Raw genomic sequence first — 22,405 nt, 5'->3', positions numbered from 1 at the left:
TTAATTACTTAATTAAGAAGTTGAATTTATCCATGTTTTTCAAGGCGATTCCGGTTCCCCGAACTACAGCTCTTAACGGGTCTTCGGCAACAAAAACAGGCAAGCCGGTTTTCTTATGAAGTCTGTCTGCAAGGCCTCTTAACAAAGCACCACCTCCGGCAAGATAAATTCCAGTTTTGTAGATATCAGCGGCCAATTCCGGCGGAGTCAGTGAAAGGGTTTCCATTACGGCATCCTCAATTCTAACAATCGATTTGTCCAGAGCCCGCGCGATTTCTTTGTAGTTTACCATGATTTCTTTTGGCTTACCGGTAATTAAATCACGGCCTTGAACCGGAATATCTTCAATATCAACATCAAGATCTTCAACGGCAGAACCCACTTCGATTTTTATTCTTTCGGCAGTTCTTTCACCAATATATAAATTGTGATGCGTTCTTAAATAATAGGCGATATCATTGGTAAATACATCTCCGGCAATTTTCACAGATTTATCACAAACGATCCCTCCAAGAGCCACAACAGCGATTTCGGTCGTACCACCACCTATGTCGATGATCATATTCCCTTCTGGTTTCTGCACATCGATTCCTACACCGATTGCTGCGGCCATTGGTTCATAGATCAAACGGACTTCTTTCGCATTTACTTTCTGGGCAGAATCTCTTACCGCCCGTTTTTCTACCTCGGTAATTCCGGACGGAATACAGATAACGATCTTTAAAGTCGGCTGAAAAAGTTTTCCTTTGATACCGGGAATTTGTTTGATGAATTCTTTGATCATGTGCTCAGAAGCATGGAAATCAGCGATTACGCCATCTTTCAAAGGCCTGATGGTTTTGATGTCTTCATGCGTTTTCCCCTGCATGTGTTTTGCTTTCTCCCCAACTGCAATTGGTTTTCCTGTCGAACGCTCGATTGCAACAATCGATGGTTGATCTACTACAATTTTATTATTGTGTATAATTAGTGTGTTCGCAGTTCCTAAATCAATCGCAATGTCTTGCGTGAACATATCAAATAACCCCATTTTTATGCTAAATTTTTAAAGTGTACAAAGATATAGATTTAGAACCGTTCTAAAAATTAGATCGCCCCTAATTTTGGTTAAAATTTTATTAAAATTTCTGTATTTTATATAGATAACTTTTTAATTACCATAATATTTCATTTCTGAAAAAAAAATAGTCTCAAGAATCGGGATATAGATTTTAGTGATAATCTTCATATCTGATATCCTTCACCAATTCAATTTAAAACCTTAAATTTGCGATTGCTCTATGACTAAGGATAATAACATTCACCAAACTGCTAATTTTGCCGTTCTCAGCGTCAGTTTCGAAAAAGCTGATGCAGAAATACGGGGCAAATTTGCTTTCTTTGATGAGCATGTAAAATATTTCGTCAACCAAATTCATGATTTGAATTTGGGAGATGCTTTTGTGGTTTCTACTTGCAACAGAACCGAAATTTATACGACCACTCAAAATTATCTTCTGATTGCAGAATTGTACTGTAAAATCGTAGGCGTAAGCATCACCGATTTTATGAAATATGTAAATATTCTGAAACGGGAAGAAGCCCTTAATCATCTTTTTCGGGTAGCAGCAGGTTTAGAGAGCCAGATTATTGGTGATTTCGAAATCATTGGGCAAATCAAAAATGCCTATCACCGGTTTAAAAAAGAAAAGAAAAATTCCAATCCTTTTTTAGAGAGATCGATCAATTCTGCCATCCAGATTTCCAAAAGAATTAAGAACGAAACAGGAATTTCTAATGGAGCAGCCTCCGTTTCCTATGCTGCAGTTCATTATATCCTGAAAAATCAAATCCAAATTTCCGATAAGAACATTCTGCTTCTCGGGGTGGGAGAAATTGGGCAGAACACCGTGGAAAATCTGGTAAAGCATGTTTATAAACCCAATGTGAAAATTGCAAACAGAACTGCAGAAAAAGCAGAAAAAATTGCCGAGAAATACAAAATCCCCCATATCGAATTCGACCAGCTACAGGACGAGTTGACCAAAACAGACATTTTGATTGTCGCCACCGGAGCACAGCATCCGATTATTAATAAATCGCATTTCCCCAATGGTAAAGAAACTTTGATTATCGACCTTTCGATCCCAAACAATGTGGAGAAAAATGTTACAGAGAACGAAAATGTAAGTTTAGTCGATATCGATCAGCTGTCCCTTCATATTAATGAAACCATGGTTCAGCGTCAAAAAGAAATTCCAAAAGCGGAAGAAATCATCAAAGAAATGTCTAAGGATTTTCTGGAGTGGGAAAAGAAAAGAAAACTGGCGCCCAACATCCATCATTTCAAAGCCATGTTGAAGAATATGGAGCGGAATGAAATGCATAAAATTCACAAAAAACATCATTATGTGGAGGTAGATGATATGCAGCTTTCAGAAAAAATGATTCAGAAAATCACCAACCGTTTCGCAAAATACATCATCGATAATCCCTGGAAGGCCGATGAAATCAGTAAATTAATGCACGAGATTTTAGTAGAACAACCAAATAAAGAGTTCAATGAGAAGCATTAAAATAGGCACAAGAAACTCGCCGCTCGCATTGTGGCAAGCAAGAGAAGTTGCCAGAAATCTGCAAAATAACAATTACAAAACCGATATCACTCCGATTGTTTCGACCGGAGATAAAAACCTTACCGAACCTCTTTATGCAATGGGGATCACCGGAGTTTTTACTAAAGATTTGGATATTGCTTTATTAAATAATGAAGTGGACATTGCCGTGCACTCTCTGAAAGATATTCCGACTCAGCTTCCTCATAATATAGAGATTGTCGCTGTATTGAAACGCGATTTTCCACAAGACGTTCTGGTAAGAAAATCGACTTCCAAAAATAAAGAACTGCATGAGTTGAAAATTGCCACCAGCAGTTTAAGACGCCGCGCGTTCTGGGCAAAATATTTTCCGGAAACCGAGTTTTGTGATATCCGCGGAAATGTACAGACCCGTCTCCAGAAATTAGAAGATCAGGATTTCGATGCGACTTTGTTTTCATTAGCAGCAATTGAAAGAATGAATTTAGCAGTAGATTATGAGTTTCTTCCAATGATGATTTCTGCGCCGGCACAAGGTGTGGTTGCTGTAACCGCAAGAGCTGATGATCATGAAATAAAAGAATTATTCGAAAAAGTAAACCATCGGGAAACTCAGATTTGCATCGACATTGAAAGGAATTTCTTACGAACTCTGGAAGGAGGTTGTACCGCACCTATTGGCGCTTTTGCAGAAATCAATGACAAAAATGAAGTGAGATTTATCGGCAGACTGTGTTCATTAGACGGTAAAAAATGCATGGAAATCGATGAAATTTTCACCTGGAATGATCAGGAAAATTTTGGAGAAAAATTAGCTCATATCATTTTAAAAGACGGCGGAAGAGAATTGATGCAGGAGATTAAACTGCACCTTCAATAAAATCTGCAACAGTATTATATAATAGGAATTATTGATAATTTATTTGTAATGAATATTCTGTTTACAAAAATGCTCGATGAAAAAGAAGTTTCCGATATCCTTGGAAACCATTTTTCAAGTCATTTTTTAGAGGTGATTAAAATCAAACTTCTTCACCTTGCGCCATTCCCTCTCGGGAATAATTCGCTGATTTTCACCAGTGTAAATGGAGTAGAATCATTTTTTAAAAATGGTTTTAAACCTCATGAAAATTTCGCCGCAAAAAATTATAACAAGATTTACTGCGTCGGCAGGAAAACCAAAATGCACTTGCGGAAATATGGTTTTGGCGTATTTAAAACGAAAAAAAACGCAAAAGAACTTTCAGACTTTATTATTGAAAATTGCTCCAAAGAAAAATTCATTCATTTCTGCGGAAATTTAGCCTTGGATATTCTTCAGGAAAAATTACCCCTGCAAAATATCGCCTATAAAAAAGTAGTCGTGTACGAAACAGAATTGTTGTATCCTAAATATGAAGGAAGTCATGATGCCATTGCTTTTTTCTCGCCAAGTGGCGTGCGGAGTTTCATTAAAAACAACAGTTTAGACTTTCAGCAAATCTATGCAATTGGTGAAACTACTGGTGCAGAGGTTAAAAAATATACCACCCAAAAAATATTTACAGGCAAAGACAATGACCTGAATGCTTTGCTTAAATTAATTAAAAAAGAAGGAGAAAAGATAAGCTCCTGTTAAGAAACGTCGGTTTCTGATTTTATTTAAAGATTATGATTAAAAACGATTTATATTTAAAGGCATTAAGAGGAGAAACCGTTGAGCGGCCTCCGGTTTGGATGATGAGACAGGCGGGAAGGTTTTTACCCGAATTCCGTGCAATGCGTGATGAATATGATTTCTTCACCAGATGTCGCACGCCGGAACTGGCTTCAGAAATTACCATGATGCCGATTCGCAGATATCCATTGGATGCGGCGATTTTGTTCTCAGATATCTTGGTTGTTCCCCAGGCAATGGGAATGAATTTCGAGATGCGGGACGGAATTGGACCTTGGCTCGAAAAGCCGATCCGTACTTTAGAAGATGTGCAGAATGTTATTGTTCCTGATGTTGATGAAACTCTGGGATATGTTTTTGATGCCATCGAACTGACTTTGCATAAATTGGATAATAATATTCCATTAATCGGTTTTGCCGGTTCGCCATGGACGATTTTATGCTATTGTATCGAAGGAAAAGGCTCCAAAGCATGGGATGTTGCAAAGAGTTTCTGTTTCAGAAATCCTGAAGCCGCCCATTTATTATTACAGAAAATTACAGATACTACGATTGCTTATCTGAAAAGAAAAGTAGAGAAAGGTGTTTCGGCTGTTCAGGTTTTTGATTCCTGGGGCGGTGCCTTGTCCCCGGAAGATTATCAGATTTTCTCCTGGCCTTATATCAACCAGATTGTAGAAGCGTTAAGTCCGTTAACTCACGTGGTTGTTTTTGGCAAAGGATGCTGGTTTGCTTTAGAAGAAATGACTTTATCTAAAGTTTCTGCGTTGGGCGTTGACTGGACAATTACTCCGGAACTGGCACGAACGCTGACCAATCACACCATGACTTTGCAGGGAAATTTCGATCCTACAAGATTGCATTCGTCACCGGAAACGGTCACAAAAATGGTCACCGAAATGATTAACCGTTTCGGAAAAGACCGTTATATCGCGAATCTCGGTCACGGGATTTTACCGAATATTCCTCTGGAAAATGCAGAAGCATTCATCAGAGCAGTTGTGGACTGGAAACCAAACTAGAAATTTAGTTTAAAAATATTTGCCACGAATGCACGAATTTTTTATTTGTGAATTCGTGGCTTTATTATTTATCAAGTTCGTAATACAGCAATTCTACCTCATCATCAGGAAGGCGAACAGTAGATTGGTATTGAAGTCCCAGCTTTTCAATGAGTTTTTGAGAGGCTATATTTTCTTTTGAAGTAATGGCAGAAATCTTTTTTAAACCAAATTCTGAAAAGGCAGTTTCCAGTAACTGACGCGCAGCTTCAAAACCGTATCCTTTTCCTTCAAATTCGGGTAAAAATGAAAAACCGATATCGTGAACTTCCAATCCTTCTCTTTCAAAAATCCCGACGCTACCGATCTTCTGACCTGTAGCTTTCAACATGATGAGATAATTCCCATAGCCTAATCTTTCGGCCTGAGGAAGAAATTTAGCAATTATGTAATTTTCAGCATCTTTAACGGATTTAATATTCCGGTCCCCAATAAATTTTATAAAGTTCGGTGAGTTATACAGTTCGAAAATAAATTCGGAATCGTCTGTTGACATTGGCTTTAGCAACAATCTTTCTGTTTCTGTCATTTCTGTTTTTTTTAAATTCCTTTTTTTCCGTCAAGAATCATTTCTATCATTTTAATTTTTCTTTTTTCGCGGGTTTCCGGTTTTTTCGCTTCTACGATCCAGCGGATATATTCTTTTCGGTGCGTATAACTCATAGCGTCAAACAATTCTTTAGCCTTTACATTTTCATTAAAAACCATTTGAACATCTTCCGGAACAATCACGATTCTTTCCTCTTTGTCTTCCCAAATTCTGACCGAAACTTCATCACCGAAAGATTTCCCAAGTTGTTTCCGGACTTCCTGAGTTAAGCCCAAAATATGACCCTCGCTTTGCATCTTTACTAAACTGCCGCGATATTCAACTTTCTCATCAAACAGCGCTTTTATTTTCACTAACCCTTTTTTGCCAAAGCATTCTTCGGTCGGGAAAGGGAATTCAACATACGCCGCATTGATTTCTCCGCTTTGTAAAACAGGACCTTTAAACGAAATAAAATCTGTCATTTTTAAAAAATTAGATTCAAATTTATAAAAATTGATGGCACAGATATGGATTAAATAAAGAAAATTTTAAAATGAAAAAAACAGTATCAGGATTCATCGCCATTTTCGTCCTTTTATTCCTCGCAAATTGTACCGCTCAAACCAACTTTTCCGAAAATATAAAAAGAAACTGGATGTTGGTGGAATTTCAGGACTTCAGCAAAGATTTCATGGTGAGCAGCAAAGCGCATCTTAATTTAACTGATCAAAAAGAGCCGGGACGTTTCTCCGCAAATATGGGTTGCAACAATATGTTTGGTTCCGCAAATTTCAATGCAAACGGGACGGTGAAATTTTCAGAAATTGGGAGTACGATGATGTTTTGTGATAAAGCGATGGAGTTGGAATCTGCCTTTGGAAGAGAACTTCCGAGAATGACGAACTATAAAGTTAACGGGCATTACCTTACTTTAACCAATGCTGCGGGAAAGAAAATGAAATTTGTCGCTGCTGACTGGGATTAAGAATTATAAAATATTTCTAAAAAATCTCTGCTAATTTGAGCTGAGATTTTTTAATGGTTAACTCAAAGTATTATCTTTGTACAAATGCCGAAAGGAAATTTATGCTAGAAAAAAAAGAACATTTATACGAAAAAGCCGTTTTAGTCGGCTTAGTTACACAAAATCAAAGTGAAGAAAAGCTCGTAGAATATATGGATGAGCTGGAGTTTCTGGCTTTGACAGCAGGAGCGACTATTGACAAAAGATTCGTTCAGAAATTAACGCAAGCGGATTCCAAAACTTTTATTGGAAGCGGAAAAGCGCAGGAAATAAAAGAATACGTAAAAGAACACGGAATCGGAACGGTGATTTTCGATGACGAACTTTCGCCTTCACAACTGAAAAATCTCGAAAGAGAAATGGAAGTGAAAATTCTCGACCGAACCAATTTGATTCTCGATATTTTTGCTCAGAGAGCGCAAACTTCTTATGCAAGAACTCAGGTGGAACTTGCTCAGTATCAGTATTTACTCCCGCGACTGACCAGAATGTGGACTCACCTTGAAAGACAGAAAGGGGGAATCGGAATGCGCGGTCCCGGTGAAACAGAAATTGAAACCGACAGAAGGATTATCCGCGACAGAATATCATTATTAAAGGAGAAATTAAAAACCATTGATAAGCAAATGGCCACCCAAAGACAAAACCGTGGCAAAATGGTTCGTGTAGCGCTGGTTGGCTATACCAATGTCGGGAAATCTACACTGATGAACGCGATTTCTAAATCTGATGTTTTTGCGGAAAATAAGCTGTTTGCAACTTTAGATACAACTGTACGAAAAGTGGTCATTGGGAATTTACCTTTCTTATTAACGGATACTGTAGGGTTTATAAGAAAACTTCCAACCCAATTGGTAGAGAGTTTTAAATCAACTTTGGATGAAGTCCGTGAAGCCGATTTATTGATTCATGTGGTTGATATTTCCCACGAAAGTTTTGAAGATCACATCAATTCCGTCAACCAAACTTTAATGGAAATCAATGCGCATCAAAAGCCGATGATCATGGTTTTCAATAAAATAGATGCTTTTGCTTACGAGAAAAAAGACGAAGACGATCTGACTCCGGAAACCCGAAAAAATATTTCTCTTGATGAGTGGATGAAAACCTGGATGTCGAAATCTCAGTATCCAACCGTATTTATTTCTGCGCTGAACAAAGAAAACTTCCCGGAAATGAAAAAGTTAATTTACGACGAGGTTCTGAAAATTCATACCGCCAGATTCCCTTATAATGATTTCCTGTTTGAATATCATGATGATGACATGGAATTGGAAGACTAAAATCTAAAAGAGCGTGAGAGTTCGTTTCTTTAAAAATGCTTAATTTGTTTTAAGCATTTTTTTTAAACTTAAAATGTAAATAGTCCTATTTTTATTGAATGAAATTAGATTATCAGAAAATTACTTCAAAAGTGTATGCGGATATTATTGCCAAAGAAAATCATGGTAAAGTCCCAGACTATATTCCTGAACTCGCATGCATCGATGAAAATAAATTTGGCGTCAACTTTACCGATTTAAAACACAACAGTTTTGGCTGCGGTGATTTTGAAGAAAAATTTTCCATACAGAGTATTTCCAAAGTTTTTGCATTGTCTTTTGTTTATGAAAAACTGGAAGAAAAACTTTGGGAAAGAGTAGATGTAGAACCTTCAGGAAGTGCATTTAATTCTTTGATTCAGTTGGAAGCAGATAACGGAATCCCCCGAAATCCTTTTATCAATGCGGGCGCTTTGGTTATTTGCGATATATTATTGGAAATTTGCAACAATCCAAAAGAAGAATTACTTTCTTTTATTCGAAATCTCACAGAAGATGAAGAAATTTTCTTTAATGAAAAAGTAGCTTCGAGCGAGATGCAGAACAGTTTCAGAAATGCAGCGATGTGTAATTTCATGAAATCTTTTGGAAATATTAAAAATAAACCGGATTCGGTTATTGAACTTTATTGCCATCTTTGTTCGATAGAAATGACTTGCAAACAACTGAGCAAAAGCTTTTTATATTTGGCAAATGAAGGTAAGAAACCTTCCGGCGGAATGCAGATTTTATCTTCGAGTAAAGCCAAAAGAATTAATGCAATTTTGCTCACTTGTGGATTTTATGATGAGTCAGGCGAGTTTTCTTTTCTCGTAGGATTGCCAGGGAAAAGTGGCGTTGGAGGAGGAATTATAGCAATTTATCCTCAGCATTATTGCATCACCGTCTGGAGTCCGAAACTCAATGAAAAAGGGAATTCGTACCGCGGCATGAAATTCCTGGAAGAATTTACAACCCTAACCGGCGAAAGTATTTTTTAAAATGATTGAAGAAATTAAATCCGCGCTACAAGATCTTTCCATTCCCGAAAAGAAAGCGTTTTTACCCAGATTTTTCAAAGCCGGAAAAGGCGGATATGCAGAAGGAGACCAATTTATCGGCGTTACCGTGCCCGATCAAAGAAAAGTTGCCAAAGAATATTGGAACAGAATTTCATTAAATGAATTAGAACAGTTGCTGTCGTCAGAAATTCATGAACACCGCCTCTGCTCATTATTAATGCTGGTTTCTAAATTTGAAAAATCAAAGGATTCAAAAGAAAAAAAAGAAATCGTCGACTTTTATTTAAAAAATAAAGAGCATATCAACAATTGGGATTTGGTCGATACTTCCTGTTACAAAATTTTAGGCCGATATTGTTTTGAAAATCAAGAGGATTCAATTTTAATAAATTTGTCTGAAGAAGATAATTTGTGGAGCAAAAGAATCGCTGTGGTTTCAACGATGTTTCACGTGAAAAAAGATTCTTTTCAGCTGCTTAAGAAGCTGGTCATCACAAATCTAAACCATCCACACGACCTGATGCACAAGGCGAACGGCTGGCTTTTGCGGGAAATGGGCGGGAGAAATGAAGAGCAACTTTTGGATTTCCTCCAACTTCATTATCAAAAAATGCCACGGACAACGCTTCGGTATGCCATTGAAAAACTGGACGAAAATCTTCGTCAGGATTATTTAAAAGGAAGGATATAATGGAAAACGTTTTTTACATCAGAGAAATCATCCATTATTTGATGCACTTTATTGTGCCGCTTTTTATTGCAAAAATTTTCTTAAAAAATAATTGGAAACACGCCTATTTTCTGATGCTCGCAACGATGCTTGTCGATTTGGATCATGTCTTCGCCGATCCCCTTTTCGATCCCCATAGAAACAGTATTGGTTATCATCCGCTGCATTCTTACTGGGCAATCGCTGTGTATTTTCTGGGAAGTTTATTTCTTAAAGGGAATTACAGAGTCATCGCAATTGGTTTGCTTTTTCACATGTTCACCGATTTTCAGGATTATTGGCTGTGGAAAAATTGAGTTCGGCTAAGTTGAACTCCATTATCTATATCTCTAATAACGATATGAAATTTGAAAAAATAAAAAGGATAAGCATAAAATTTTTTCAATTTTATTATTTATTTTAAATTTAATTTTTCTATATTATGACAAATCGAAATATGAAATTAAAAAAGTTTATTCACTGGACGGTACTTGTACCGCTTTTATCTGCTGCTTTCTATCTTTTGGGCTTCTTAAATAACACTCCTCTTACCAATATTATAGGGGCTTTGTTATTATTTTCAAGTGTGATGGCAGCAGTGCATCATGCCGAAGTTATAGCGCATAAAGTAGGTGAACCTTACGGAACCGTCATTCTCGCAATTTGCATCACGATTTTAGAAGTGGGATTAATTATTTCCTTCATGCTTTCCGGTAGCGAAGGCGCGCTCACTTACGCCAGAGATACCGTTTTTGCAGCGGTAATGATTATTCTCAATGGTATTCTCGGTATTTGTATCTGGGTGGGGAGCAGAAAGTATAAAGAACAGTTTTTTATCGCTAATTCGGCAACAACTTATTTGGTAAGTTTGGTGGCGATTTTGGTGCTCACACTGATTTTACCGAACTATACCTCAACGAAACACGGTCCTTTTTACAGTAATGCGCAGTTGGTTTTTGTTTCCGTTGCCTGTCTTACTATTTACGGAACGTTTTTAATGTTCCAAAACGTTCGGCACCGCAATTATTTCGTTGTCGAAAAGGAAGATCAAACTCCTCACGAAGCAGATCCGCCATCAGTTCCAAAAGCTTTAGTCAGTCTGTTTTTATTGATTATCTGTCTGGCAGTCGTTATTTTTATGGCCAAAGGACTTTCGCCGGTGATCGAAGAATTTGTAGAAAGTATCGGCGCACCGCATGAATTGGTGGGAGTAATTATTGCATTTGTCGTTTTGCTTCCCGAGGGTTTAGCCGCAATACGTGCTGCCCGGAACAATCAAATTCAGTCTTCCATTAATTTAAGTTTAGGCTCGGCTCTGGCCAGTGTGGGTTTAACGATTCCTACCGTATCGGTCGTGTGTATTATTTACGACATTCCCTTTGTTTTGGGACTCGGCATGAAATCAATTATCCTCTTGGCGCTGTCCGTATTTATTGTGATGCTGTCGCTAAGTCGGGGGAAAACGAATCATTTGTACGGAACCGTACTTTTGGTCAATTTGGCAGCGTATATTTTTACGGTAATTGTACCTTAATTATTTGGTTTTTCGGGCAATTTCCATTTTGTTAGCCATGAGGTTTGCTATATTTTTTGCTTTGTAAACAGCCAATTCCGCCATTTCGCCGGAGAAATTTTCTTCGACCGTTGCAGTCCATAACGTAATCCAATGCTCGAAATGAAATTTTTCCATAGGAACTTCAGCATTGATGGGGAAATGCACTGCCATGGGATTTCCTTTGTAAGAAATCTGTCCAAATAAAAGCGTTTCCCAAAAAGAATACATCTTGGGTAAATGATGCGCCCAGTCGACTTTTGCCACGTCATTAAAGAAAAATCCTATCGTGTCGTCACTTTGAACTTTATCATAGAAACGATTCACCAAATCCTCAATATCCTGCCGTGTTTCCAATTTTTTCATAGTCCAAAATTAGGCAAAATTTTCAGGTAAATCTTATGACTGTAATCACTGTATCCGATTTGGGCGGACAATTCGTGCTATCCGCTCATACTCCTCAGTCGGCGTCTCCACTTCGTTCCGTCGCCTCCTTGTGGGGTAACCGCTTCTATCACGGCCGCAGATTTCGCAACAAAATCAACTTCAGTTTCCCGATTTTCGACTAATTTTGCAGTATGGCAACTCTAAAAAGTAAGTTTTCCCATTTACAGTCCCGTGACGACACTGGCTTCAGTTCCAATGCCAGCGGTAGATTCGTACATAAAAATGGAATGCCGAATGTTAGAAGAGCAGGTTTATCAAACCCATTACAGAAATACAGTTGGTACCATACCATGCTGGATTTACCTTCCTGGAAGTTTATTCTCCTTCTGATTTCAGGATATATTCTTGCCAATCTGTGTTTTGCTACGATTTATTACAGCATTGGTATCGAGCACCTTACCGGAATTGATGAAAGTACGCCTCTCAGTGAATTTACCGATGTTTTCTTTTTCAGTGCCCAAACATTTACCACGGTAGGATACGGTCGAATTGCGCCGGTCGGATTTTTAGCAAGCATGGTTGCTACTTTCGAAGCTTTTTTAGGATTGCTGGGTTTTGCCATTGCCACCGGTTTATTCTATGGAAGGTTTTCCCGGCCTCAGGCGTTTTTAAAATTCAGTAAAATTGCATTAATTGTTCCTTATGAGGGAAGTAGCGCTTTAATGTTCAGAATGGCACCTTATAAAAATAATCTTTTAACAGATGCTCAGGTCATCCTCACCTGCGCTATCGATGATACAGATGAACACGGGGAATTAAAAAGCAAGTTCTTTACTTTAAAGACGGTCATCAGTCAAATAAATATCCTTTCCCTAAACTGGACGGTGGTTCATAAGATCGATGAATATTCTCCCTTCTTTGAATTGACCAAAGAAAACTTTGAAACGATGGATGTTGAAGTATTTGTGCATCTTCGTGCATTTGATGAAGTATTTTGTAACACCGTAGTGCAGCGGACTTCTTATTCGTCTCACCATCAGGAAATTATCTTCGCTCAAAAATTCAACAAGATGTACGCGCCATCCAAACGACAAAAAACAACAGTCTTGAATCTGGACTTAATCGATTCTTACACTCCTTATTCTCCCTATTCCATTTAGTAATTATGAATTTAGATTTCTATAAAACCCAGGCTATTCAAAAACAGAAAGAACACAAAAAATTTCTGGACTGGATGAAGAAAAAACCACCCAAAAATCTCGATTATACCGTACAGGAAACTCATGATGAGGTTTTCGGAAAAATAGATTGCCTGCAATGTGCAAACTGTTGTAAAACGACAGGCCCCCTTTTCACTCCAAAAGACGTTGAAAGAATCGCCAAACATTTAAAAATGAAAACTGCGGATTTCGAAGATAAATTCCTCAGAACAGATGAAGACGGCGATCAGGTTTTACAAAATCTTCCGTGTTGGTTTTTAAATGAAGATAATACGTGTTCTATCTACGACGTCCGTCCCAAAGCCTGTCGGGAATTCCCACACACCGACCGCAAAAAAATCTATCAGATTAATAATTTAACGATACAGAACACCGTCGTTTGCCCCGCTGCTTTTGAATTTGTAGAGCGGTTACAAGAAAAATTAGAAAAGAAATAATCGTTATTAAATTCTCTTAAACTTTAAAAAAGCACATTATTATCGCGCAGAAATCCAGAAAAAAAAGTATAGAATAAAATAATGGAGTGCAGCTGTAAAAAGCACTTAATTAAAATAATAAAAAGCATTGAAAAATCAATGCTTTTTATCCTTTCACTTTACTTTTTTTCCCATTTTCCCGGGACAGGTTTAAGAAAAAAGCCGAAGTATAACTCCGGCTTCTGTTTTACACGACACCTTGCGCCAGCATTGCTTCGGCAACTTTCACAAAGCCCGCAATGTTCGCACCTTTCACATAATTTACGTAGCCATCTTCTTCGGTACCATAATCGCGACACGCTTTATGGATTCCGATCATAATTTCCTTTAATCTTGCATCAACTTCTTCAGAAGACCAGTTCAACCGAATTGAATTCTGAGTCATTTCTAAGCCTGATGTTGCTACGCCACCAGCATTGGAGGCTTTCCCCGGCGAGAACAAAACTTTGTTATCCAAGAAATAGTTGATTGCATCCAAGGTAGAAGGCATATTCGCCGCTTCGGTTACGCAGATTACACCGTTGGCAACTAATGTTTGTGCATCTTCCAGGAATAATTCATTCTGCGTTGCAGCCGGAATCGCAACATCACATTTTACACTCCATGGCCGTTTTCCTGCATAGAACTTAGCACTCGGGAATTTCTTTGCGAAATCTTCGGCCCGGTTATTTCCAGAAGCACGAAGCTGCAGTAAATAATCAACTTTTTCTCCGGAGATGCCGTCTTCATCATATACATAACCATCAGGTCCGGAAATCGTCACTACTTTTCCGCCTAACTCATTTACTTTTTTTACCACGCCCCAGGCAACATTTCCAAAACCGGAAACAGCGAAGGTTTTACCTTTAACTTCCTGCCCGATTGTTTTGAGCATTTGTTCGCAGAAATAAACAACACCATATCCTGTCGCTTCAGGACGGATTAATGATCCGCCGTACGCCAGTCCTTTCCCGGTTAATACACCGGTAAACTCATTTCTGATTTTTTTGTACTGGCCAAATAAATAACCAATTTCTCTTGCTCCCACTCCGATATCTCCCGCGGGGACATCAGTTTCAGGGCCGATATATTTGCACATTTCAGTCATAAATGCCTGACAAAAACGCATCACTTCCATATTGGATTTTCCTTGTGGATCAAAGTCCGAACCGCCTTTCCCTCCGCCCATTGGCAGGGTTGTCAGCGAGTTTTTAAAGGTTTGCTCAAAAGCAAGAAACTTAAGCACAGATAAATTCACGGTTGGATGGAAACGGATTCCTCCTTTGTACGGACCGATTGCAGAGTTCATTTGAATTCTGAACCCCCGATTCACCTGAATTTCACCAGCATCATCAACCCATGGAACGCGGAAAATAATGGTTCTTTCTGGCTCTGCCATTCTTTCCAGCAGTTTCATGCCATCATATTCTTTGTGCGTTGCAATGAAAGGAATCACTGTATTGGCAACTTCTTTTACGGCTTGTAAGAATTCCGGCTCGTTTGGATTTTTCGCTTCAATGTTTGCGATAAATTCCTGAATTTTTTGCTCTGTGTTATAATGTTCCATATGCTAGTGAGAATTATTACTAACAAATTTAATTTTTTTTTCAGAACATTCAATAAAAAATTTAAATATTAGGAAAATATCAATAATATTAATGTTTATTTTTATTAAATTCATAAAAACATCATTAATAATGTTAAAAATTTAAGGTTAATTGTTTTTTAGTATTTTTTTAAAAATGAAAAAAAGCTAAAGCGCAAGATATTGTCTACCCGAAAGTGCTTTTATTAAACCCAGAATTTCTAATTGTAATAAATCAGGCAAAATTTTATAGGTTGGTATTTCTAACCGTTGTGATATTTCGTCCAAGGAAAACGGAGTTTTTTTATCCAGTATAGCAAGGATATTTTCCTGCTGTTCAGGCAGTACAATCTTTATTTCAGAACTGGGAAAAAGTTCGCCGGTTTTTGCCGTTCCGTTTTGAAAACCAAGCTGATCGACGAGTGATGGAATCGTAGAAATCACCGCCGCCTTGTTTTGAAAAATAAGCTGATTGCAACCTTGGCTGTATTTCTCGTCGATTCTGCCGGGCAACGCATACACTTCTCTGTTGTAATTATTAGCAAAAGTTGCTGTGCTGATCGAGCCGCCACCAAAAGCAGTTTCTACAACAACCGTAGCAGGCGTTAATCCTGCAATGATGCGGTTTCGCTGTATGAAATTCTCCCGATCCGGCTTTTGAGAAGAATTGAATTCAGTAAACAAAACGCCGTTTTCTTCGAGAATTTTCTGCGAAAGTTTTCGGTTTCTGGAAGGATAAAGGGTGTGAAAGCCGTGCGCCAGAACGGCAACAGTCTGAATTTTATTTTTTATGGAAATATCGTGAACCTCAGCATCGGCTCCCAGGGCCAAACCACTGACGGTGGTGATGTTTTCATTTTTAACCGCATTTAAAAAGTCTTCAATAAATTGTTTTCCGTAGTTTGAAATATTCCTGGTACCAACGATGCTCACAGCTTTTTTTGAAGAGTCGAAATCTCCTTTTTGATAGAGAATAGCGGGCGCGTCGTCACATTCATTTAAAATTGCCGGTAAATCTCCGAGATGACGCAGGTTAATTTTAATATTGTTTTTGAGGCAAAATTCAATTTCTTTCTCTGCAAATTTTAAGTGGTCGGGATTTCCGATTTCAACTGCAATTTTTCTTCCGATACCAAAAATAGTTTGTAAACCTGATTTTGAAAGATCCCAAACCTCTTTCGCCGAACTAACCTCTGCCACTAATTTTCGGAAAATCACATCTCCGATTAAAGGGCAGCGCCGCAATGCGATAGCGTAAAGGGTTTCTTCGTGACGCATAATGAAGTTTTACCAAAATTATCAAAAATTATTCATTTTTACGGAGTTCATCTAAACGTTCCCATACATTTTCTTTCTTTTTATAAGGAAGCTCCATAAAATCTTCAGGATGATTTTCTTTGTATTCCTGCCATAGTTTATCGTCTTTTTCACTGTAATAGTTAGGAAATTCCCAAATGTATTTTACTTTTTTTTCACCTGATTTCCGGAAAATAAATGCCATTAATATCCCAATAGCTGCACCGGATAAATGGGATTGCCAAGACACCCTGCTCGGTTCTGGCAGCTGAGAAAATAACTCCTCTGGCAAAACGCCCCAAATTAAACTGCCGTAATACAACGCAACGAGCATCGAAACGGTTAAGAATTTCACATTCCATCGGAATATACCACTGAAAAACAAGAAAAAAGCCAGTACGTAAACAATTCCACTTGCACCGATGATACAGACATGGTTGAACTCTCCGTTGTAAATATCAATCGGAGGTAAAAGCCAAACTAAAAAACCTGTTAAAACCCAACCCAGAAATAATATTTGTTTTGCAATAAAAGGATAAAATTGAAATAACAGAAATATTAAAACAAAAACAGGAATGGAATTGCCAAAGATATGATCAAAGTTTCCATGAAGAAAAGGCGACAGGAAAATACCTTTCAGTCCGTATGGATTTAGCGGAATGATGGCGCCTGAACAACCACTGAACCAACCGATGTGTTGTAAAAAATATCCCAGCCACATCGCCGCAACCACGATGGCTGCGTAAAGTAAGGCTTTAAAATTAAGTTGGTTTCTGAGCATGGTTTATTTTTTGACAAAACGCTGACCAAAATTATTATTAAGTAATTATGGCTAAATCTTTTATAAATGTAATTAAAATCAGACAAAAAGTACGAAATAGTAAGAGAGTGCGTTTTTTAAATTTATTTGTTTGTCTTAAATTTGCCAACTATGAGAAAGTTGTATACTGTTATTATGTCATTGGGTTCATTGGCAGCTTATTCCCAGAAAGATAAAAATATCCTGATCGAGATTGATTCTATTTCACAAAGCAGATGGAAAGCTACTGCGCTGAATTTAGACAGTCTGGCTAATCCGAAGCTGGAAAAATTCACTCCTGTATTTAGGGATACAATTGTTATCCGCGACCGCGTCACTATTACCGGAAGCGAGAACGATATCCCCGTTACTCCTTATAATATTTTACAATTAAAAGATCCTATTAAATGGTTTTATTATGGCCAGAATAACCTGATATTCAACCAGTCTTCATTTTCCAACTGGAATTCCGGGGGCAACAATAATATCGGAATTATCGGGAAAATCAATTATACATTAAGTTATAAAAACAGAAAACATTTCTTAGACAACAATATACAATTGGGGTACGGTTTTGTATCTTCTCAGGGAGAATCATCGAGAAAAACAGAGGATTATATTAATATCATGACCAATTACGGCTACGATATCGGAAAGAATTTCTACTTATCCACCGGTTTTCAGTTTCTATCGCAATTCTCATCAGGATATAATTATGCAATGACGCCAAATCCTTCTTTCGGGGACCGGATTTCCCGCTTTATGTCACCGGGCTATATCTATACCGGGGTCGGGATTTTGTATAATCCAAACGAAAATTTCCAGATGATCGTCAGACCTGTAAATGGTAAGTTTACTTTTGTCACCGACCCTTTACTGCAGCAGGCGGGCAGATATGGTTTAGAGAAAGACGGCCAGTCGGTGAGAGCTGAAATTGGTGCTTTGGTGAATATTGTTTACCGATTAAAGATTTACAAAGACATTAATTTAGTGAATCAGCTTAATTTATTCAGCAATTACGCCTTTCACCCGGAGAGAGTTGATATTGCCTACAATGGTTCTCTCAATTTTAAATTCAATAAATTTATCAACACCACCATCGCCTTAGATCTGCTTTACGATCATGATCAAATCAAGAAACTTCAGTTAAAACAAACTTTGGGTGTTGGCTTTTCTTATAATTTTGGTTTCGAAGTTAAAGAAAAGAATAAAAAAATGATCAAGCCTTTCGTTGCGAATTAATCTGCGAATACTGTGATTTAAAATCATTAAAAGATAATTTACCGCTTCATTTGGAGCGGTATTTTTATACATTCCAAAACTCACGGTCTAAACTGCGGTACTGAATTGCTTCTGAAATATGAGTGGCATTTAATGCGTCTGCCTGTTCCAAATCTGCGATGGTACGGGAAACTTTTAGAATTCTGTCAAAAGCACGTGCAGACAAATTCAGTTTTTCCATCGCTGTTTTAATAAGCAATTGGGAATCTTCATCGAGTTCGCAAAACTTCTCAATTTCCCGCGGCCCCATTTGCGCATTATAGTGAATATCGCATTCTTTATAACGGTTGCTTTGAATTTCGCGCGCCATCAAAACCCGCCTTCTTATTTCATCACTCTGTTCTCCTCTTCTTTTATCGGCGAGTTGCTCAAATTCTACCTTCTGTACCTCGATATGAATGTCGATTCTGTCGAGCAACGGGCCGGAAAGCCTGTTCATATACCGCTGCATCTCGAACTGTGAAGAAGTATTATTGGGATCATCCGGAAAAAAACCACTGGGACTGGGATTCATGCTCGCTACCAGCATAAAACTTGCCGGATAATTCACCGTGAACTTCGCACGGGAAATAGTGACTTCCCGATCTTCTAAAGGTTGGCGCATCACCTCTAAGACCGTCCTTTTAAATTCCGGCATTTCATCCAGAAACAAAACACCGTTGTGCGCTAATGAAATCTCGCCAGGTTGCGGATAACTGCCGCCTCCAACCAAAGCGACATCTGAAATGGTGTGATGTGGACTTCTAAACGGGCGAACCGTCATTAATGAGGTTTCTGCTCCGATTTTCCCCGCGACAGAATGTATTTTAGTTGTTTCCAGAGCTTCCCTTAAAGTCAAAGGCGGAAGTATGGTAGGAACCCGCTTTGCCAGCATCGTTTTTCCACTTCCGGGCGGCCCGATTAAGATAATGTTGTGACCACCTGCCGCCGCCACCTCCATCGCGCGTTTTGCGGTTTCCTGGCCTTTTACTTCTGAAAAATCATTGGGGAAATGATGTACTTTTTCCTGAAACTCTTTCCGGATATCAATCGTCGTCCGCTCCAGTGGAATCCCTTCATTAAAGAAATCCACGACCTCTTTGATATTGTCAACGCCATAAACTTCCAGATCGCTCACGATGGCAGCTTCCCGAATATTAAGTTTGGGCAGTATGATTCCCTTAAACCCTTCTTCTTTTGCTTTGATGGCAATCGGAAGTACTCCTTTTATGGGCAACAGGCCCCCATCCAGCGACAACTCGCCCATGATGATGTATTTGCTGATTTCTTCGGCGTTAATTTGTTCAGAGGCGGCAAGTATTCCCAGAGCTATACTCAGGTCATAGGCCGAACCTTCTTTCCGTAAATCAGCGGGCGCCATATTGATCGTTATTTTCTTGCCGGGAATTTTAAATCCGATATTTTTTAATGCTGCCGATATCCGGTAACTGCTTTCCTTAATCGCATTATCCGGAAGACCGACCAAATGGTAACCAACGCCGCCGGTATCTACATTAACTTCAATGGTAATAGTCTGCGCAGAAACTCCGAAGATGGCACTCCCGTAAATTTTTACTAGCATGTTCTGTGTTTTGAGATTAAAATTAACAAATTAATCTCAATCTTTTGAAAAAGAATTGCGTTTGTAAAGTTTAAGTTTTTACAGGAAACGATTTAAAAGCAAAAAATCCCACAGATAGTGAGATTTTTTGAAGTGGGTGGTACTGGGTTCGAACCAGCGACCTCTGCGATGTCAACGCAACGCTCTAAACCAACTGAGCTAACCGCCCTTAATTAAAAATAAACCTCAGATAGTTCTGAGGTTTATTGGGTGGGCCCTGAGGGATTCGAACCCCCGACCCTCTCGGTGTAAACGAGATGCTCTGAACCAACTGAGCTAAGAGCCCGATACCATCTTATGATTTTTCAAATTTTGGTTTTGCAAATATACACTTTTTTTCTAATCTTCAAAATGATTAATTTAATGATCAAGTATAAAACTTGGAGAGAAAGATAGAAATATTTAATTTTGAAGAATGTTACTTCTTAAATTACTGCTGATCTAAACAACCAATAAAGAGGAGCCAGACCTTCAATTATTCTCCGAATACCAATATTCACATCCTTAAACAATGATAGGAGTCAGCATACAGTCAGCATAAGGTCAGCATAAGCCAGGGGTTGGTATAGGGATGAGTGCACTTTGGTTATCTGGAGAAATGGGTGCAAATGAACATAGCTTGCGGTGTCCCAATATCTTTTTAGCGCCTGCACAGAAATCCGATTGCTGACTAAGGATTGTATCATTTTCAGACTATCCAAAACTTTTTGCCTAGTCCCCAAGTTTTGAAACTGATCCGTTTTGATACTGATCCACCAACTGCTTTACATAAAAAAAAACCTCAGAATAAACTGAGGTTTCCTGGGTGGGCCCTGAGGGATTCGAACCCCCGACCCTCTCGGTGTAAACGAGATGCTCTGAACCAACTGAGCTAAGAGCCCGATACCGTTTTTGATGTCTCAAATTTTGGTTCGGCAAATGTACAAAAAAATTCTAATCATCCAAATTTTTTTCTAAAAATTCCCCGACCACAAAGTTGCTTCCGCCAATGAAAATCATTTCTTCTTTTTTAACTTCTTGTTTTGCAAAAAGATAAGCCTCCTGAACCGTGGTAAAAATTTTATAATTTATTTTTGATTTTTTCAATAAATCTTCATAATCCTCTGGGTGACGTCCCCGGTTGTTAGTCGGTTTTGCAAAATAGAAGGTGGAATGCTCCGGAAGAATCTGTAAAACTTCATTAATATTCTTTTCAGAAACAAATCCTAAAATGATATGTTTGAATTTCGGGATCGAATTAAGCTGTTCAAAAACCTGTTCCAAGCCAGCCTGATTGTGTGCAGTATCGCAAATAATGAGCGGATCGTTTGAAAATTCAAACCAGCGGCCGATAAAGTTGGTGTTTTTGTAAACGTTTAAAAGTCCGTTTTGAGTATTTTTATCTGAAATATCCAGTCCCAAATTTTTTAATTCTTTAATTAAAGCCAATACCACCTTAATATTTTTCTGTTGATAATTTCCTTTTAAATCAGATTTGATATTACTCCTAATCACGGTCGCATCTATGAATTGAGCGTTTTTTTCAATTGCTGTGTTTTCAATGATTTTTTCCACTACTGCATTTTCAGCACCTGAGACCACAGCAATGCCTGGTTTAATAATTCCGGCTTTTTCGAAGGCAATTTCTTCAATGGTGTTTCCCAGTAGATCCTGGTGATCCAGAGCGACATTGGTAATCGCAGTGATCATCGGTATAATGATATTGGTAGAATCCAATCTGCCGCCCAAGCCAACTTCGATAATGGCGTAATCTACTTTTTTCCGGTAAAAATATTCAAAGGCCATAACCGTAGTGAACTCAAAAAAAGAAGGCGTAATTTCCTGAGGTAAATTTCTCAGTTTTTGAATGAATTGGTACACGAATTCTTTGTCGCAGTTTTCACCATTAATTTTTATTCTTTCGGTAAAATCAATAAGGTGTGGTGAATTGTAAAGTCCAACTTTGTAGCCAGCTTCCTGCAATACCGATGCAAGCATATTGCTGGTCGAACCTTTCCCGTTGGTTCCACCGATATGAATCATTTTCAGTTTTTCCTGTGGATTACCGAACAGGTTACAGAGCTTTGTGATATTCTCCAGTCCCGGCTTGTAAGCCTTTTGACCGTCGGTTTGGTAGCTCGGCATCTGTACGAAAAGCCAGGCGATTGCTTCTTGATATTGCTGATTTGTCATGGTACAAAAATCCTGAATATTTTTGGTATTTCATTATTTTTGTTTTGATTCTGCTCTTTATTTTAGAATGGCGTTGTGGCCGACTTCTGCGGAGCTCTTCTTTTTAAAAAGTAAAAGAAAAAAACAGGTCATTATTTCATAAAAAGGCAGGAAATGGAAAATGAAAAATATACTTT

At 38.3% G+C, this 22,405-nt stretch carries 22 protein-coding genes and 3 tRNA genes; 13 read left to right on the top strand and 12 right to left on the bottom strand.

What is annotated here, in order from left to right:
- Positions 1–4 precede the first annotated feature (4 nt).
- Positions 5–1,030, bottom strand: coding sequence for a rod shape-determining protein (locus QF004_RS02480; protein WP_133439166.1), 1,026 nt, complete (start codon positions 1,028–1,030; stop codon positions 5–7).
- A gap of 250 nt (positions 1,031–1,280) precedes the next feature.
- Between QF004_RS02480 and hemA the strand changes: the two genes are divergently transcribed.
- From hemA to hemE, 4 genes are read left to right on the top strand one after another with little or no spacing between them, the layout of a single operon-like run.
- A complete protein-coding gene (hemA, locus tag QF004_RS02475; protein WP_133439167.1) occupies positions 1,281–2,555 on the top strand; it encodes a glutamyl-tRNA reductase in 1,275 nt (424 codons plus the stop codon).
- Positions 2,542–3,456: a hydroxymethylbilane synthase gene (hemC, locus tag QF004_RS02470; RefSeq protein WP_307422334.1), complete on the top strand. Its 915-nt coding sequence runs from the start codon at positions 2,542–2,544 to the stop codon at positions 3,454–3,456. The genes hemA and hemC overlap by 14 nt, the downstream gene beginning before the upstream one ends.
- A gap of 48 nt (positions 3,457–3,504) precedes the next feature.
- Positions 3,505–4,194 (top strand): uroporphyrinogen-III synthase, encoded by a 690-nt coding sequence (locus QF004_RS02465; RefSeq protein WP_133439169.1) that lies wholly within the window; start codon positions 3,505–3,507, stop codon positions 4,192–4,194.
- Positions 4,195–4,226: 32 nt separating this feature from the next.
- Entirely contained in the window at positions 4,227–5,255 is a 1,029-nt protein-coding gene (gene hemE / locus QF004_RS02460) for a uroporphyrinogen decarboxylase (protein ID WP_307422331.1), read from the top strand.
- 64 nt (positions 5,256–5,319) lie between these two features.
- On the opposite strand, the gene QF004_RS02455 is transcribed toward hemE, so the two are convergent.
- Both QF004_RS02455 and QF004_RS02450 read right to left on the bottom strand, forming a co-directional pair.
- The gene (locus QF004_RS02455) at positions 5,320–5,823 is read right to left on the bottom strand and encodes a GNAT family N-acetyltransferase (RefSeq protein ID WP_307422329.1); all 504 of its coding nucleotides are present in this window, start codon (positions 5,821–5,823) and stop codon (positions 5,320–5,322) included.
- A gap of 11 nt (positions 5,824–5,834) precedes the next feature.
- The gene (locus tag QF004_RS02450; protein WP_307422328.1) at positions 5,835–6,308 is read right to left on the bottom strand and encodes a YdeI/OmpD-associated family protein; all 474 of its coding nucleotides are present in this window, start codon (positions 6,306–6,308) and stop codon (positions 5,835–5,837) included.
- Positions 6,309–6,379: 71 nt separating this feature from the next.
- On the opposite strand from QF004_RS02450, the gene QF004_RS02445 reads away from it, so the two are divergent.
- The 6 genes from QF004_RS02445 to QF004_RS02420 all read left to right on the top strand — a co-directional run bounded on the left by QF004_RS02445 (position 6,380) and on the right by QF004_RS02420 (position 11,416).
- Positions 6,380–6,811 carry an META domain-containing protein gene (locus QF004_RS02445; protein WP_307422326.1) on the top strand — a complete coding sequence of 144 codons (432 nt, stop codon included), beginning with the start codon at positions 6,380–6,382 and terminating at the stop codon, positions 6,809–6,811.
- 101 nt (positions 6,812–6,912) lie between these two features.
- Entirely contained in the window at positions 6,913–8,133 is a 1,221-nt protein-coding gene (hflX, locus tag QF004_RS02440) for a GTPase HflX (RefSeq protein WP_133439174.1), read from the top strand.
- A gap of 98 nt (positions 8,134–8,231) precedes the next feature.
- On the top strand, positions 8,232–9,152 hold the full coding sequence (locus tag QF004_RS02435; protein ID WP_307422323.1) for a glutaminase: 921 nt from the start codon (positions 8,232–8,234) through the stop codon (positions 9,150–9,152).
- 1 nt (position 9,153) lies between these two features.
- Positions 9,154–9,864 carry a DNA alkylation repair protein gene (locus tag QF004_RS02430; RefSeq protein ID WP_307422321.1) on the top strand — a complete coding sequence of 237 codons (711 nt, stop codon included), beginning with the start codon at positions 9,154–9,156 and terminating at the stop codon, positions 9,862–9,864.
- Positions 9,864–10,199, top strand: a complete 336-nt coding sequence (locus QF004_RS02425; protein ID WP_307422319.1) for a DUF6122 family protein — start codon at positions 9,864–9,866, stop codon at positions 10,197–10,199. Before QF004_RS02430 ends, QF004_RS02425 begins: the two co-directional genes overlap by 1 nt.
- Positions 10,200–10,339: 140 nt before the next feature.
- Positions 10,340–11,416 (top strand): calcium:proton antiporter, encoded by a 1,077-nt coding sequence (locus tag QF004_RS02420; RefSeq protein WP_133439178.1) that lies wholly within the window; start codon positions 10,340–10,342, stop codon positions 11,414–11,416.
- Here the strand turns inward: QF004_RS02420 and QF004_RS02415 are convergent, their stop codons facing one another.
- Positions 11,417–11,800: a group III truncated hemoglobin gene (locus QF004_RS02415; protein WP_307422316.1), complete on the bottom strand. Its 384-nt coding sequence runs from the start codon at positions 11,798–11,800 to the stop codon at positions 11,417–11,419.
- A 212-nt stretch (positions 11,801–12,012) separates the two neighbouring features.
- On the opposite strand from QF004_RS02415, the gene QF004_RS02410 reads away from it, so the two are divergent.
- Both QF004_RS02410 and QF004_RS02405 read left to right on the top strand, forming a co-directional pair.
- The gene (locus tag QF004_RS02410; protein ID WP_133439180.1) at positions 12,013–12,981 is read left to right on the top strand and encodes an ion channel; all 969 of its coding nucleotides are present in this window, start codon (positions 12,013–12,015) and stop codon (positions 12,979–12,981) included.
- A 5-nt stretch (positions 12,982–12,986) separates the two neighbouring features.
- Positions 12,987–13,478: a YkgJ family cysteine cluster protein gene (locus QF004_RS02405; RefSeq protein ID WP_133439181.1), complete on the top strand. Its 492-nt coding sequence runs from the start codon at positions 12,987–12,989 to the stop codon at positions 13,476–13,478.
- Positions 13,479–13,704: 226 nt separating this feature from the next.
- Here QF004_RS02405 and gdhA read toward each other — a convergent pair whose 3' ends face one another.
- From gdhA to QF004_RS02390, 3 genes are all read right to left on the bottom strand, one after another.
- Positions 13,705–15,063 carry an NADP-specific glutamate dehydrogenase gene (gene gdhA, locus QF004_RS02400; protein ID WP_133439182.1) on the bottom strand — a complete coding sequence of 453 codons (1,359 nt, stop codon included), beginning with the start codon at positions 15,061–15,063 and terminating at the stop codon, positions 13,705–13,707.
- Between the two features lie 186 nt (positions 15,064–15,249).
- Positions 15,250–16,359: a DNA-processing protein DprA gene (gene dprA, locus QF004_RS02395; protein WP_307422312.1), complete on the bottom strand. Its 1,110-nt coding sequence runs from the start codon at positions 16,357–16,359 to the stop codon at positions 15,250–15,252.
- 28 nt (positions 16,360–16,387) lie between these two features.
- The gene (locus QF004_RS02390; protein WP_307422310.1) at positions 16,388–17,158 is read right to left on the bottom strand and encodes a rhomboid family intramembrane serine protease; all 771 of its coding nucleotides are present in this window, start codon (positions 17,156–17,158) and stop codon (positions 16,388–16,390) included.
- 150 nt (positions 17,159–17,308) lie between these two features.
- Here QF004_RS02390 and QF004_RS02385 point away from each other — a divergent pair, with 150 nt between their 5' ends.
- Positions 17,309–18,418 (top strand): DUF3078 domain-containing protein, encoded by a 1,110-nt coding sequence (locus QF004_RS02385; RefSeq protein ID WP_307422308.1) that lies wholly within the window; start codon positions 17,309–17,311, stop codon positions 18,416–18,418.
- Positions 18,419–18,482: 64 nt separating this feature from the next.
- Here the strand turns inward: QF004_RS02385 and QF004_RS02380 are convergent, their stop codons facing one another.
- From QF004_RS02380 to QF004_RS02360, 5 genes are all read right to left on the bottom strand, one after another.
- The gene (locus QF004_RS02380) at positions 18,483–20,018 is read right to left on the bottom strand and encodes a YifB family Mg chelatase-like AAA ATPase (protein WP_307422306.1); all 1,536 of its coding nucleotides are present in this window, start codon (positions 20,016–20,018) and stop codon (positions 18,483–18,485) included.
- A gap of 133 nt (positions 20,019–20,151) precedes the next feature.
- A tRNA-Val gene (locus tag QF004_RS02375) sits at positions 20,152–20,226 on the bottom strand.
- 42 nt (positions 20,227–20,268) lie between these two features.
- A tRNA-Val gene (locus tag QF004_RS02370) sits at positions 20,269–20,343 on the bottom strand.
- Positions 20,344–20,863: 520 nt separating this feature from the next.
- A tRNA-Val gene (locus tag QF004_RS02365) sits at positions 20,864–20,938 on the bottom strand.
- A gap of 52 nt (positions 20,939–20,990) precedes the next feature.
- Positions 20,991–22,229 carry a folylpolyglutamate synthase/dihydrofolate synthase family protein gene (locus QF004_RS02360; protein ID WP_307422304.1) on the bottom strand — a complete coding sequence of 413 codons (1,239 nt, stop codon included), beginning with the start codon at positions 22,227–22,229 and terminating at the stop codon, positions 20,991–20,993.
- Between the last annotated feature and the right edge of the window lie 176 nt (positions 22,230–22,405).

It is taken from the genome of Chryseobacterium sp. MDT2-18, from assembly GCF_030815285.1.
GTDB classification, from domain to species: Bacteria; Bacteroidota; Bacteroidia; order Flavobacteriales; family Weeksellaceae; genus Kaistella; species Kaistella salivictor.
The sequence above is the reverse complement of the archived record's forward strand: the minus strand, read 5'-3'. Positions and strand labels throughout refer to the sequence as shown.